Source organism: Vibrio panuliri (assembly GCF_009938205.1).
Classification (GTDB): Bacteria; Pseudomonadota; Gammaproteobacteria; order Enterobacterales; family Vibrionaceae; genus Vibrio; species Vibrio panuliri.
Window position 1 is genome coordinate 619,976 of record NZ_AP019655.1, and the last position, 14,144, is coordinate 634,119.

At 44.0% G+C, this 14,144-nt stretch carries 12 protein-coding genes; 6 read left to right on the forward strand and 6 right to left on the reverse strand.

Annotation, left to right across the window (positions count from 1 at the left end):
- The first annotated feature begins 172 nt into the window (after positions 1-172).
- A complete protein-coding gene (locus GZK95_RS17555; RefSeq protein ID WP_075714752.1) occupies positions 173-1,078 on the forward strand; it encodes a LysR family transcriptional regulator in 906 nt (301 codons plus the stop codon).
- A 53-nt stretch (positions 1,079-1,131) separates the two neighbouring features.
- Here the strand turns inward: GZK95_RS17555 and GZK95_RS17560 are convergent, their stop codons facing one another.
- The 3 genes from GZK95_RS17560 to GZK95_RS17570 form a co-directional block, all read right to left on the reverse strand.
- Positions 1,132-1,473 carry a YgiW/YdeI family stress tolerance OB fold protein gene (locus GZK95_RS17560; protein ID WP_075706577.1) on the reverse strand — a complete coding sequence of 114 codons (342 nt, stop codon included), beginning with the start codon at positions 1,471-1,473 and terminating at the stop codon, positions 1,132-1,134.
- Between the two features lie 128 nt (positions 1,474-1,601).
- The gene (locus GZK95_RS17565) at positions 1,602-2,582 is read right to left on the reverse strand and encodes an HAD family hydrolase (protein WP_075714750.1); all 981 of its coding nucleotides are present in this window, start codon (positions 2,580-2,582) and stop codon (positions 1,602-1,604) included.
- A 120-nt stretch (positions 2,583-2,702) separates the two neighbouring features.
- Positions 2,703-3,488: a formylglycine-generating enzyme family protein gene (locus tag GZK95_RS17570; protein ID WP_075714748.1), complete on the reverse strand. Its 786-nt coding sequence runs from the start codon at positions 3,486-3,488 to the stop codon at positions 2,703-2,705.
- Between the two features lie 166 nt (positions 3,489-3,654).
- Here GZK95_RS17570 and GZK95_RS17575 point away from each other — a divergent pair, with 166 nt between their 5' ends.
- Positions 3,655-4,989 (forward strand): anaerobic sulfatase maturase, encoded by a 1,335-nt coding sequence (locus GZK95_RS17575; RefSeq protein WP_075714746.1) that lies wholly within the window; start codon positions 3,655-3,657, stop codon positions 4,987-4,989.
- A gap of 13 nt (positions 4,990-5,002) precedes the next feature.
- The gene (locus GZK95_RS17580) at positions 5,003-6,037 is read left to right on the forward strand and encodes a HEAT repeat domain-containing protein (protein WP_075714744.1); all 1,035 of its coding nucleotides are present in this window, start codon (positions 5,003-5,005) and stop codon (positions 6,035-6,037) included.
- Between the two features lie 9 nt (positions 6,038-6,046).
- Here the strand turns inward: GZK95_RS17580 and GZK95_RS17585 are convergent, their stop codons facing one another.
- The gene (locus tag GZK95_RS17585; RefSeq protein WP_075714742.1) at positions 6,047-7,678 is read right to left on the reverse strand and encodes a VRR-NUC domain-containing protein; all 1,632 of its coding nucleotides are present in this window, start codon (positions 7,676-7,678) and stop codon (positions 6,047-6,049) included.
- Positions 7,679-7,739: 61 nt separating this feature from the next.
- Positions 7,740-8,972 carry an L-lactate MFS transporter gene (locus tag GZK95_RS17590; RefSeq protein WP_075714740.1) on the reverse strand — a complete coding sequence of 411 codons (1,233 nt, stop codon included), beginning with the start codon at positions 8,970-8,972 and terminating at the stop codon, positions 7,740-7,742.
- A gap of 388 nt (positions 8,973-9,360) precedes the next feature.
- Here GZK95_RS17590 and GZK95_RS17595 point away from each other — a divergent pair, with 388 nt between their 5' ends.
- Positions 9,361-9,900: a DUF3332 domain-containing protein gene (locus GZK95_RS17595; protein ID WP_075714738.1), complete on the forward strand. Its 540-nt coding sequence runs from the start codon at positions 9,361-9,363 to the stop codon at positions 9,898-9,900.
- A gap of 224 nt (positions 9,901-10,124) precedes the next feature.
- Entirely contained in the window at positions 10,125-11,543 is a 1,419-nt protein-coding gene (locus tag GZK95_RS17600) for a transporter substrate-binding domain-containing diguanylate cyclase (protein WP_075714736.1), read from the forward strand.
- On the opposite strand, the gene GZK95_RS17605 is transcribed toward GZK95_RS17600, so the two are convergent.
- Complete coding sequence (locus GZK95_RS17605; protein ID WP_075714734.1) at positions 11,536-12,720, reverse strand: MFS transporter; 1,185 nt, start codon at positions 12,718-12,720, stop codon at positions 11,536-11,538. The two genes, GZK95_RS17600 and GZK95_RS17605, sit on opposite strands and share 8 nt — an antisense overlap.
- A gap of 144 nt (positions 12,721-12,864) precedes the next feature.
- Between GZK95_RS17605 and GZK95_RS17610 the strand changes: the two genes are divergently transcribed.
- Positions 12,865-13,746: a LysR substrate-binding domain-containing protein gene (locus GZK95_RS17610; RefSeq protein WP_075714732.1), complete on the forward strand. Its 882-nt coding sequence runs from the start codon at positions 12,865-12,867 to the stop codon at positions 13,744-13,746.
- Positions 13,747-14,144 lie beyond the last annotated feature (398 nt).

Sequence of the window (14,144 nt, forward strand, 5' to 3'; positions counted from 1 at the left end):
AAGTTACCTCAAGGTGCTTGGTTTAGTTAGGCTAATCGGTTTTATAAGCAATGCGAGTTCCCCTTTGCTGGGGGACACATAAGTTGCTAGATCAAATCTACGTTAACACTCTAAATCTTGCGTTTTGAAGTCACTTTGGTATCTCTAGAACTTTGGTGAACATTGGAGCGTTATGAAAAACACTGATCTCAACCTAGTGCCGATCTTTGTGGCTATTTTTGAGGAGCAAAACCTTTCCAAAGCTGCGCTACGTTTGGATATAAGTCAGCCAGCGGTGAGTAAAGCACTTGCTCGCCTGAGAGATATTTACGATGAGCCATTGTTTCATCGTTCGCCCAATGGGGTTGAACCAACGGCTTTCGCCAGCGACATCTACCCTGCAATGGTCGCGGCACTGAAAAACTTTACTTCCACGCTGTCTGCATCGAGAGACTTTGACCCTAGCATCGCGAATAAAACCTTTTCTATTGCTTGTGTTACTGTTGCCAGTTATCAGTTGATACCGCAATTATTTAAGCAAATTCGTCAGATAGCGCCTCATATCAGCTTAGAAATTCACCCTTTGTTTACCGAGGACCATGAAAGTGATCTGAGATTACAGCGCTATGATCTTATCGTCGATATGGCTCCGAGAGGACGTACAATGCTTAGGCATGAAACGATTTTCTCCGAGCGACTGATGGTTGTTTGCAGTGTTGACCACCCACGAATTAAGAACTCCATCACTGTTGAGCAGTTCCTAGCAGAACAGCATGTTGTAGTGTCACGCTGGCAAAGTCGTCAAAGTTTGTTGGACGAAGAGGACATTGCGGACTTAAATCGTCGCGAGATAGTTTATCGGGCGCCAGGCGCTCTAGAGATGTTGCCAGTAATACGCGACAGTGAATTAATAGGCATGTTGCCTGAATCAACAATTAGAGCATTTTCAGACTCTTACCAAATCAAAGGTGTTTCATTGCCATTCAAGGACAAAGTCTATGATTTGTGTTCGATTTGGCACCCAAGCAGAAGCAATGAAAGTGCACATATTTGGTTGAGAAAACAGTTAAAACTAGCCGCAAGTATCATGGAAAAATAAAAAAGCCACCTGTGTTCAGGTGGCTTAACTGCGCAAAAACTAAGGTTACACGCTTAAATTTTCTTTACTGAATCGACATCAATTGATGGTGTCGTCCATTCGCTGTCTACTTCACCACGAATAACGACGCGGTCAGTTGGCGTCACATCAACACCCATCCAATCTTCATCATCGATTTCAATTTGAATTGAGCCTGTGTCATCTTTGAATAGATAGGTTTCATTACCCAAAGATTCAACAATATTACCAGTTAGGATCACAAAACTATCATTTGCCGCTTCATTTGCTGATGCGACCGTATTGATAGAGTTGGTCTCTGGACCGTTGAATGCTGCAAAAGCAGGGGCGTTTACGAATGAGCAAGCGACTAAAAGGGCTAGGATTGTTTTTTTCATTTTTTGTATCCACTTAAAGCAATGAAATTCATTGAACTTCATTGTACATCAGAAATGTGAAGTCGCACTGCAAAACAATAAAACTCCCCGATAAATCAGGGAGTTCCTCTTGTAATTATTAATTTACATTAGTAGACGGTGCACCACTCATTTTTCATGTCGATTAGGTGCCAGTTGTCACGTTGATTAGCTTCATCCATGGCTTTGTCTAGGTGACCAACACTCGATTTTCTGTCGTACTGCCACTCTCGCTCTGCATCGGTGTGATGGACTATCATCGCCATTGAATTTGGCTGGCTTGTTGCCCATTGCATCATCGCGTGGTCACCATCAGAGTTGCCAACGGCAAGGACTGGTTTTTTCCCGATGATATGTTGGATGTTTTCAACCTTGCCTGCTTTGTCGTCGATGGTAAGAATCTCACCCAGCTTAACAACCTGTGGCTCGCCGCCGTTGTAATTGTATTGGTATTTAAGTGCGCTACCGATAATTTGTTCTTGAGGGATATTGTATATCTCTGGAGCCCAAGTTCGCATAAAGTCGACACCACCACCAGAAACAATATAGGTTTTGAAACCGTGTTGCTGCAGGTAGTTAAGCATTTCTTTCATGGGCAGGTAGGTGAGGTCGGTATAAGCTTTTTGGAAACGTGGATCCTTAGCCGTCTCAAGCCAGCTTGCAACGCTTTGCTGATACTCTTCCACTGTCATCCCACTGTGTGTCGCAGTGACAATCTCAAGTAATGCTTCTTCACCACCCGCGAGGACGCTCTCTATATCATTATCTAACACGAACTTAAATGGGGCTTGGGTTTGCCACTCTGGGTGATCGACAGCCATTTTTTTTACTTGGTCAAACGCATAGACGAGCTGAAAATAGTAGGGCTTCTCTGACCAGAGTGTACCGTCATTATCAAACACAGCAATGCGGTCTTGAGTTGGTACGTAATGGCTACTTTGGCTGTCTACTGATCGCTCGACAAACGTAACCAAAGCGTTTTTACTCGCGCCATCTTTCCAAGAAGGCAGTAAGTTGGGATCGCAGTCAGCAGCGAATGTTGCGAAAGAAAGTGTTGATAGAATTGCTAGAGTACAGATGTTTTTTTTCATAATAATTGTTACCCAATAGAAATGTATTGTTGGAACACATTTGATCATGTACTGCGCGGGATAAGTTTACCCATACCAATGACGAGTGAATGACGTTGTCATGGGATTCGGGCGCCAAAATCAAAGATCTTTGGCTAAACGTAATCCCATGTCAGACATAATTATAGATTGACTGGCAAAGTCGCGACGATAATTTTGTGACTGCTCTGCGTCATAAGCAAAACTTCCGCCTCGCACTGACTTGTGTGCCAATCCAGAATCGCTATCTTGTTGATTATTTGGATTTTCTGTCGGTCCCCAGCGATAGAAAGTATCGTCATAGGCATCAATCACGAACTCACCCACATTGCCTGTCATATCGTATAGCCCGAGTTCATTTGGCTTTTTCATGCCAACAGGATGTGCTCGGTTGTTGGCGTTATCTGCATACCACGCGACCTCGGCAATATCGTTTGAACCAGCGTATTTGTACCCAAGGCTCTGATTGCCTCCTTGAGCTGCAAACTCCCACTCAGCCTCAGTAGGAAGACGATAGTTTTCGCCAGTCAACAGGTTAAGTCTTTCTATAAAGTAGTTTGCTTGTTGCCAACTGAGATTATTAACAGGGATGTGTTCTCCCGGGAAATAGCTCATTGATGAACCCATTACCGAATCAAACAGCGCTTGTGTCACCTCAAATTTTGATAGATAGAAACTTGTAACGGAAACCTCACGAGTAGGCTTTTCTGCTTTGTTAGCAGTGGTGAGATTTGAACCCATCGTAAAGCTTCCGCCTTCGATCAGTACCATATCGTGATTGATTTTCTCTGCGGTAGGGTGTGGGGCTTGCGCGCTGCACCCGGCCAGTGCCAACCCTAGTGGCAATAACAAAATAAGAGATCGAGGCTTAAGTGGTTTGGCATTCATCTGTCGTTGCTCCCCATTTGTTGGAGAGTTAAGACTAGCAATAAACGGCATGAAAAAAGGTTATAAGCAGTATAACAAGCGCTTTAACCCTAGGAGATTTAAGATGTTGATATCGAGGCGTGATTGAAAAACTCACGCTTGGCTCAGCACAACTCTTAGGTGATTTATGCATATTACTCAAGGTCCACAGTTTAACGGTAAAGCGTCTAAAAGATTACATGTTATGGCCAAGCCGATTGGTGCGGCATGCAATATCGACTGTACCTATTGCTATTACCTCAGTAAGCAAGATCTACTTGAGTATAAGAAAGGCTGCTCGCCAGTCATGAGTGATGAAACACTTGAGACCTATATTCGACAATATATTGCAGGGCAAAATACGGCTGAAATTGTTTTTTCATGGCAAGGTGGAGAGCCAACCATGTTAGGTGTCGATTACTTTCGCCGCGTAGTAGAGCTACAAAAAAAATACCAACCGAAAGGGGTGACGATCGCCAATGACCTACAAACTAATGGGACGTTGCTCAATGATGAATGGTGCCAGTTTTTAAAACAACATAACTTCTTGGTGGGTTTGAGTATTGATGGTCCCGAGATGTTGCACAATGCCTATCGAACCAATAAGGCAGGGCGAGGCACTTTTAAACAAGTGATGAAAGCGGTTGAATTGTTGCATAAACATCAGGTGAACTTTGCGACGTTGACTTGCGTTAATAACCTGACCAGTTGCAATGCGTTGGAGGTCTACCGTTTCTTAAGGGATGAGGTTCGGTCACCGCAAATGCAGTTTATTCCTATTGTTGAGCAAAAAAGTTTCCGTACCACTGCACCGCAAACTTGGTTGCCTCAAGAGCAACTTAAACAAGGTGATAAACGTCTGATTCCTGGCAATAAAGAGTCAATTGTTGAGCCTTGGTGTGTATCTGACCAAGCGTGGGGTAACTTCCTAATTACTATTTTTGATGAATGGCTTGCCAATGACATAGGTAAGGTATTTGTACAGTACTTCGAAGCGTGTGTTGAGCGTTGGATGGGGCGGAAAAATCCACTTTGTACGTTGAATGAAATCTGCGGCAAAGGGATGGCAATGGAGCCAAATGGTGATGTCTACACTTGTGACCATTATGTATACCCAGAATACAAAACAGGCAATATTCACCAGCAACAATTGGAAAGCATGGCATACAGTCCAGCGCAACAAGCGTTCGGTTATGGCAAAACGCGCAACTTAACCGAGCAGTGTCGCGGATGTGATTATCAATTTGCCTGCTATGGTGAATGTCCTAAGAATCGATTTATTCGCACGCAAGCTGGTGAGCCGGGTTTGAACTACCTCTGTGCTGGCTGGCACAAGTTCTTTGCCCATGCTGATCGCTCAATCGCCTATATTCTGCGTGCTACTGGAAATCCTGTTGCATTTGGGCGCTACAGTGATAGCGCTCTGCAACAAGCCCAACAGCAAAAGAGTGTAAAGTCCGCAAAGTTTGAGATGCGATTCTAGGAGGCCAATTTTGATGAAGTTTACCGTATTGAAATCGTCGTTAGTGGCTCTGGCTATGATTTGCGCTCAGCCAAGTTTTGCCAGTCAAAGTGCGCTTATCCAGCAGAAGCCTCAGAGCAGTGAACAAGAGGTTCATTCTGCGGAGCAACGTATTGCTCAACTGTCTTACCAAGCTCAGGATACGAGTCTTGAGAGTGAAGTTAGAGTACAGGCGCTGCAACAACTCGCTCGTTATCCAAGTCAGAATGCATTGGTGGCAGTGGCGCGGGCTACAAAAGACGATGATGATTTAGTTAGAGAAGCTGCTGCGATTGCTGCTCAGCCGTATAGCATTGAGTATCGTTGGCGTCTATTGTCGCCGCTAATTGATGATCAAATAAAGTCAGTGAGAATGGCCGTCGCAGCAAATCTTGTGCGTGATTATTCAACGCTTGATACTGACCAACAGAAGAGATTAACAACCAGCGTAACAGAGTTGATTGACTACTTAGACGATAAGAAGGATACCCAGTCAAGGTTGCTGTTAGCGGATGTCTATCGATGGTTTGGCAAATGGCAACAAGCGGATGTTATCTACCAAGCATTGTTGGCGAATCATCCAGATAATGTTCAAGTGTGGTTAAGCTTGGCGGATAACTACCGTGCCCAAGGTCATGATAAAGCCGCGCTTGAGACACTTAATGGAGCCATTGAGCGTCATCAGAAAAATGCTGCGCTGCATTACTCCAAAGCATTAACTTTAGTTCGCTTGGAACAATCCGAGCAAGCAGCAGATGAGATGAAACAGGCAGCAGAACTTGCGCAAGACAACAGCTATTACTGGTATTTAAACGGTGTGCTCCAAGAGCCAATGGATGTTGCACATGCGACTCGTTCATTTGAAAAGGCGTATTTGATTTCAGGTGCCCCTGAACAGCTCTATGCTTTGTGTGATATCTATGTGCGTCATAACCACGACAAGAGCCAACAGTGTTTAGCTGAACTAGAAACCATTGCACCTGCCTATGTGATTGAGCAGCTAAACCGTCAATCACAGCATGCGGGCTAAACGTGTACGTTAAGTATCAGATGGGTTGATGAGACTTTCGACGTAGCAAACAGAAAAAGGAACGCCTAGGCGATTAAACTGCTTGATCCAGCGCAGCTGGTTATCTTGCAGTTTATCGCCAGGGCCTTTGACTTCGATCCACTGAAACTCTCCATCCTTAAAAGCGATCAGGTCAGGTAAACCATTGCGATAAAGCTTCAAATCACTCAGTTGAACTCGGAGTAGGGCTTCCAACATACAGGAAGGAATTGATTTTAACGCCTGTTTAAGTAGTGGTTCGGGTAAGTGCGTCCAATTCACAAACGGATTACTAATACCAAACTTAACCTTATGATTATCGATGATAAATTGACAGTTTCCGTTAGCGATATCCTTGAGTCGTAGCTCTATCAGTTTGTGCCGTTTGGCGTAGAATTCTGCGTGGTACAAGTCGAGCGGTTTAAATTGATATGCATTAATAAATGCCCCCTCGACCGGGGCAAATACCGCTTCCCATAGGGCCAAACCTAATAGGCCGTTGAGTAGTGTATTCTCGCTAAAGTAAACCTGCCATCCTAATGTCTCATAATGATCTTTGACCGCTAATTCTACCCGCTGCTGAGTTAAGTCTAGTGTGAGATGGTGTTGATTGTGCGGTGGCTTGGTTGATCGACTAACCTTTTGACCTTGTTTGCGTTGTAGACGTTGCTGAAGTTTTTGACCAATTTCTAACTCAGAGAGGTTGTAAGGTTGGGTTAGAATTAATGTGACGCTGTCACTAAAGCGTTTATCATCGTTTAACTTGTCAAAGATACGAGCTTGCCGTTCCCGAGATGGTGGCAAAGAAGTTTGCGCGTATAAACTAAGAGCTGTTTGGTAATCTTCTAGGCGTTCGAAATCACGGGCGATATCGTTGATAAGATGTTGCCGCTTTCTCTCAACATAGTCATGGTCTATTGGTTGTGGAAGGGCGGCCGAGAGATCCTTAAGCGATTCAAGTTGCTTTCTATCACAAGTCCAATATTGCTCGCTAAGTTTGCCTAGTGCGATTAACTGCTCAACTTGACTGCGATGGGAGAAAAAGCGTCTTTCTTTACTTAGTTGATAATCTTCAAACGTATTTAAGCCAAGATCACTTAGGACAAATTGTGTCAAATCTTGATGGGTATTGGCAAAGAACAACGTCAAGAGAAAATCGATGATATCGGCATAGCACAAATCGATTACGTCAAACTGCAGTTGGTCAAAGTGAACAAATGGAACATCTTTCAGCAATGCGACCATTTGTGGCTTATTGAGAGATTTTGCTATCTCAGGAAACAGGGTAGATAGTTCCGTTTTGGTTAGCAGAGATTGTGCAAGTTGCTGCTCGGTAATCGGGGAGTTGAGAGTAATAAAGTCATTGGCCGCTAATTGCGATAACGCGGCTGGAATCGATGGAATTTCAGCATAGCTCAACTTGTCGCTGCGAAAATAGTGACCTTTTCGACTATATAAGCGGACTAACAAGCATTGGCTCTGCTTGTCTAATTGACGAAATCGGGCAATCCAATCGAGCTCAACCTGCGCGAGAAAGTCTTGATACCATTTTAAGGCGTGTTCCATCAAGCGACTGAAGTTATCGAGATAGTAATCCTCTGCAAGTTGGATTTCTGGTTTCATATTACGTTCATAAAAAAAGGCTTACCTATAGGGTAAGCCTTTTAACAACTAATTCAAACGATTAAGCGTTTTTTAACTCTGCGACTTTCGCTTCTGAAAGAGGCTTGGTGATAAACGCCAGCACAATACATACTGCCATCATTACTGCAGAGATTGTGTAAGCAAGGCTGTAACCTTCGCCATTTGTCATCGAGAAACCAACGACTGCAGCGCCGATAGCACCACCGATGCCCCATGCAGTGTAAAGCACACCGTAGTTTGTGCCGTAGTTTTTCAAGCCGTAGAACTCAGCAGTAAGTGTTGGGAATACTGCGAGCAGTGTACCGTAACCAATAGCAGCAATCGCTGTACCGATGATCAAGGTTACTTCTGACTTAAACGTCGCAAATAGAACCATGTTGATGCCTTGCAGCACGAATGCGATAAGTAGTGTGCGAACGCCACCGATCTTATCAGCAAGCATACCTGCTGCAACACGACCGCCAGAGTTAAATACAGCTAGAATCGATGCTAGGTAAACCGCGTTCGGCAAGTTAGCTTGCACGCTAGCGATTGTAGTGATGTTACCGATGATCATTAGACCAACAGAAGCGGCAAATGCGTACATGATCCACAATGAGTAGAACTGAGGCGTTTTAAGCATAGCTTTCCAGCTCAAGTCTTCAGACTTGCTGGCTGCTTTAGGCGCTGCGCCTGCTTTTACTACTGGCTCAACTGGAGTGTAGCCTGCAGGTGGGTTATTGATTGTTGCAGCCAGTGGCACTGCGATAGCCAGAATACCGACACCTAGAACCATAAAGCTAGTTTGGATGCCCATGCTTTCAATAAGCGCAGAGGTAACCGGAGCAAGGTAGATAGCCGCTAGACCAAAGCCTGCCGCAATAATACCGTTAACCATGCCTTTCTTCGATGAGTGGAACCACTTCATTGCAGAAGGTGCTAAACATGCGTAACCGAAACCGATACCAGCGCCTGTGATAACACCGAAAGTGATGTTTAGCATCATTGGCGAGTTAACAAAACCAGACGCGATCATGCCTAGGCCCGTAAGGATTGTTCCTAGGATAAGGATCATACGAGGACCCATACGGTCTTGAAGGATACCTGCAACTAAAAGACAGATAGAGAAAGTGATTGTTGCAGTCGCGTAAGGTGCAGACGCTTCCGCTGCACTCCAACCAGCCTCGGTCACCAAAGCTTTGTTAAATACACTCCAAGCATACAGGATGCCAAGACAAAGGTTGATACAGAATCCCGCTAGCAGGATGCGCATAGCTTTATCAATCTTGCTCATTTTATTTCTCAGTTTTCCTCAGTTTAGAGGATGGTTTAACACACGATATATTCAAAATATGTTTGCGTTTATCGACATAAAGCGCAATGGGCGCGAATTATAACCAAATAAACTGTGATTGGAATCTCTTTTTTAAAATGATTTTGTAAAAAACGACAGTTGCTAAACGTTTGCTCAAAGCGAGGAAATCAACCAGATAATTTTTGACGCCTTCTAGGCGGATTTCAGTACACAAAACAACGACTTTTGATTGCTTTTCTGCTTAAAAATTGAGCGAGTCAAATTTTTTGGTCAGAAAGTGGTGAGTTTTATGTCAATACAGGCTGTAGGTGATTCCCTTAATAATGCACACAAGGTAGCATGCCGCAAATTTTCTGAGGTGGTAAAAATGAACATTAAAACAGTAAAAATCGCGGTAGTTGCCGCTTTAGGTGCATCGACGTTAACGGGATGTATGGGACAAATGGCAACCACTGGGCTGGTTTCTAAGTTTAACCTCGAGATCGTTGATAACCGCTACGGTCGTGAGGGTATGTTCTTACTGCTTTCTCCGGTTTATGGTCTAGCTGGTGCAGTCGATCTGTTTATCTTTAACTCGATTGAGTTTTGGACAGGTACCAACCCGATATCGGGCAAATCTCCAGCAGTAGTGGATACACCAACTAAAAACTACATCAAAGTGAATGATCAGTTAGATCCATCGCTAACGACAGTTCCTCTGACTAATAACGCGGATATTGACAAAGCGATTATGACTCAAGTGGATGAGAACACAATGCAAATGGAAATTACCTACACCAATGGTGAACAGAAAGTGTTGCGCGGTGAAAAAGGTGCAGATGCCGTTTCCTTCTACTTAGACGACGAGTTGGTGACGATTGTTTCTAATCAAGAGCTGAGCCAATACATCGATTCAGTTACCATCTAAACCTTAATGTGCCTTTTCACTCCAAGGAAAAGGCACATGCTCTTCTTGCTTGTTGGCAATCGCCTCATAAAAAAAGCATTTTTCTAGATCTACTGTGATCTCAGTCGAAAATTTCGACCATTCAATCCGTAATGACTCAGATATCAACTATACAGACTTTATATGGTCGGACTTGTTTCGACTGAAAGACATAGTTGTACTTTGCCGTACTTTAGAGGGTGGTTGTGTATCGTTTCCTTCTACTGGCGCTTGTGGTTTGGCTCCCAGTAACCTTTGCAGCGAGCGAGTCGAAACGAGAGACTCTTGTCATTGCAAACTCCAAAGCATGGAAACCTTTTTCATTTATAAATCAGAAAGGTGAACCTGATGGTATCTTAGTCGATTATTGGCGAGAGTATTCGCGAGTAACGGGCACCCCTGTTCGATTTCTATTGTTAGATTGGGAAGAGTCATTACAAGCAGTGAATGATGGTCGCGCCGATGTTCACTCAGGCTTGCTTTGGTCACTTTCTCGAGATGAGTTCTTGGATTACAGCCAACCTATTATGACGATCGATACTCAGTTGTTCGTTAGTCGTGACTTATTGAATGTCGACATGGTCGAGTTGTTATCTGGTAAGCACCCATTTCTGCTCGGTGTCGTACAGGGCGGTTTCGAGCACTCGTTCGTTAAGCGAAACTATCCACAAATTAATACGGTGGCTTATTCTAATAATGCAGAGATGATTAGTGCTGCCTTTGACGGTGACATTGATGCGTTTGTTGCTGATTTGCAAGTCGCCAACTTCTATTTCAGCACCACACAAGGTACTCATCAATTTTCCGGTGTTCAGCACCTATATTCGGGTGTATTACGTCCGGCAGTAGCAGAAGGAAACAACGCGCTTCTACTTCAATTGGCGCGTGGAATCGCTAAGATTAACACTGAGGCGAAACACAGAATTTTCAGCCGCTGGATGTATATCGAAACCGTCTATCCGAACTACTTAGTGCCGACTCTGTCTGCGTTAGCGATCATTGCCATATTTAGCTACCTTGTATTACTGCGGATGACCGTGCGCGCTAAGACTCGTGAGCTGGAGTTGGCCAACAGAGAGCTCAAACATCTTTCGGAAACCGATCAACTTACTGGGCTTGGCAATCGCTACCACTTCTATAGCCAATTTACCCAACGAGTTACTCGCGCCGATACCGTCTGCGTTATGCTGTTGGATATTGATGACTTCAAGCAAATCAATGATACGTATGGCCATCAGGTGGGGGACGCTGTTATCCAAGCAGTAGGAGCAAAGATTAAACACATTGTTGAAAAACACCATCTTACCGGACGAATTGGCGGTGAAGAATTTGCCGTTGTTTGTTCTGATTTCACGGTCGAACAAGCCAAAAGGTTAGCAGATACACTGTGCGATAGTATTCGTCGGTTGGTGATATTTGATGATGGCAGTAAAGTGACCATCAGTTTGGGCTGTGCTTACTACTTGCGCTCTAACCAAGAGATCTCTTTGAGTCATGCAGACAACTTGATGTATCAAGCAAAAGCTAATGGTAAAAACCAGTGGAATTTTAAGTTAATAGATGGGATGCCGGCTAAAAGCACGACACCCAAATCTGATTCAATCAACTCGCGTGAAATTAGTTGAGTTGCAGGTTGCGGTTTGCTGAGTTTTGTTCAATTGCACCACTAAGACGAGTCAAAATTAGCGCAAATAACACAATCACTGCTCCATACCATGGTGTACTGGTTACACCTGAGCTTTCAACGATCATACCACCTCCCCACGAACCGAGCGCGATACCAACGTTAAATGCCGCAATGTTTAACCCTGAGGCCACATCGACCGCTTGTGGTGTGTACTTTTCCGCTAGGTTGACGACATAGACTTGCAAACCAGGAACGTTACCGAAAGCAAAAGCCCCCCAAACAAGAATCGTCAATATTGCGGCGTATGGGTTGTGCGCCGTAAAGCCAAACACAAATAACACCAACGCTAAGCCAATAAAGATAACCGTAAGGGCGTTGACTGGCCCCATCTTATCTGCGAGCTTACCTCCCCAAACGTTACCAACAGCAACCGATACACCGTAAACTAGCATGATAATGCTCACCGCATTGGCACTAAAACCGCTTACATCTTGGAGAATTGGGGCTAGGAAGGTAAAAGCGGTAAAAGTGCCTCCATAACCAAGGGCAGTGATAGCAAAAACCAGCAGTAGGCGAGGTTGCTTCAATACTTTTAGTTGCGTTGTTAGCTTTGTTGCCGGTGGCTGTGCTAAGTCGCTGGGTATCAAAATTGCACTGCCAATTAACGCTAGAATGCCTAGAACGGATACGGTTAAGAAAGTGCTTTCCCAGCCATATTGCTGACCAATGTAAGTACCAATTGGTACCCCGGTGACTAACGCGACGGTAAGTCCGGTAAACATAATCGCAATGGCACTGGCGGCTTTCTCTTTACTGACCAGACCGGTTGCAATGGTTGATCCGATAGAGAAGAACACGCCATGAGCCAACCCAGTTAGTACACGAGCGAGAACCAACGTGTTGTAGCCTGGTGCTTGCCAAGCAAGTAGGTTCCCAACAACAAAGAGTGACATAATGGAGAGCAGGACTTTCTTTCTTGGCCAGTTGCCTGTTAGAGCGGTCAATACTGGTGCCCCTACCGCGACCCCTAAGGCATAAAGACTCACCAATAGGCCTGCAGATGGTATAGAGACCCCTAGATCTAGCGCCATAGTTGGAATTAACCCCACGATAACAAACTCAGTTGTACCGATAGCAAAGGCGCTGAGTGTGAGTGCGAGTAACGCAATAGGCATAAGTTTACCTCTTAGAATGAATAGACCGCGCTATTATTGCGATCAAATTAATTGCTAAAAATAGTGTTAATGGCAAAATACTTTTGTAGAAAATGTATTTAATTGTTCAGATTCACTAATCTGAGCTGGTGCAGAGGTGGCGCAATGAAAACTCGTTCTGAAGATTTAAATCTATTGATTGCAGTTGTTGATAATGGTGGGTTTTCATCCGCAGCAGAGGCGCTTGGTATTCAGGTTGCCAAGGTCTCTCGTGCGGTAAACAGAGTAGAACAGAGCCTTGGTGTGACGATTCTTAATAGAACAACAAGGAGAATTGAACTCACAAATGAAGGGATTAAGTTTGTTGAGTCTATTCGTGAAGCGCTGCACTCTATCGAAAAAGCAGAGATGGATATTCAAGCTCAAGGCGAGTCTCCGAAGGGAAACTTGCGCGTCGATGCCGCCAGCCCATTTATCTTTCATCAATTGATCCCTTTAATGGCGGAGTTTCATGCGACGTATCCAGACATTCAACTTGAACTGACTTCCAATGAAGGGTTTGTGGATCTCATTGAAAAACGTACTGATGTCGCGATAAGAATCGGCAGACTTGAGGATTCATCATTACATGCTCGCGCTTTAGGAATGAGTCAACTCTATATCGTCGCATCACCTAAGTACTTATCATCAAATGGTGTGCCGCACCTTGTCTCAGATCTCTCTCATCATAAGTTGATTGGCTTTACGGCGCCTAAAATACTCAACCAATGGCCGCTGCCAGATTTACCGACAATCGAACCGAATATTCGTGCAAGTAACGGTGAGACGGTGCGTCAATTAGTATTAACAGGCAATGGAATTGCGGTGCTCTCTGGGTTTATGGTCAAAGAAGACATAGAGGCAGGGCGCTTGGTGTCATTGATGGAAGCAATAAAACTCACCAATACTGGTAGAGAGCAAATTAATGCGGTTTACTACCGTACGTCCAATGTTGCTCGCCGTATATCGGCTTTTATTGACTTTATCCAGCCAAGGTTGACGTTATAGGGGGATGAATACTGCATCTTGAAGTTACTTGAATAGACAAATTATCACCCTTGATGTATCCATCATTTACGCCAAATAAAGCGTTCTTGACGCTAGCTATAGATATATTGTTTTCACAAAGATTCAAATCATAGGTTTATTTAGTGTTACTTATAAATAAACTAAAGTTGTAGTGTCTGATCGATTTAAGAAATTTATTTTTTGGTGGCATTAACGCTTTGCTGTTGTTCAACGCTAGCTAAATAAGTTTAGTGATGTTGATCTAATTGCGCTTGCAACTTACACGTAATTCTTATGCTTGAGACTTTAGGTAATTAATAAACTTTTGTAGCCGCTCTTTGTTGCAACTGTTTATCAAACCGTTTAATTTTCAGAGCTAGAAATTAATGCTTGAAAAT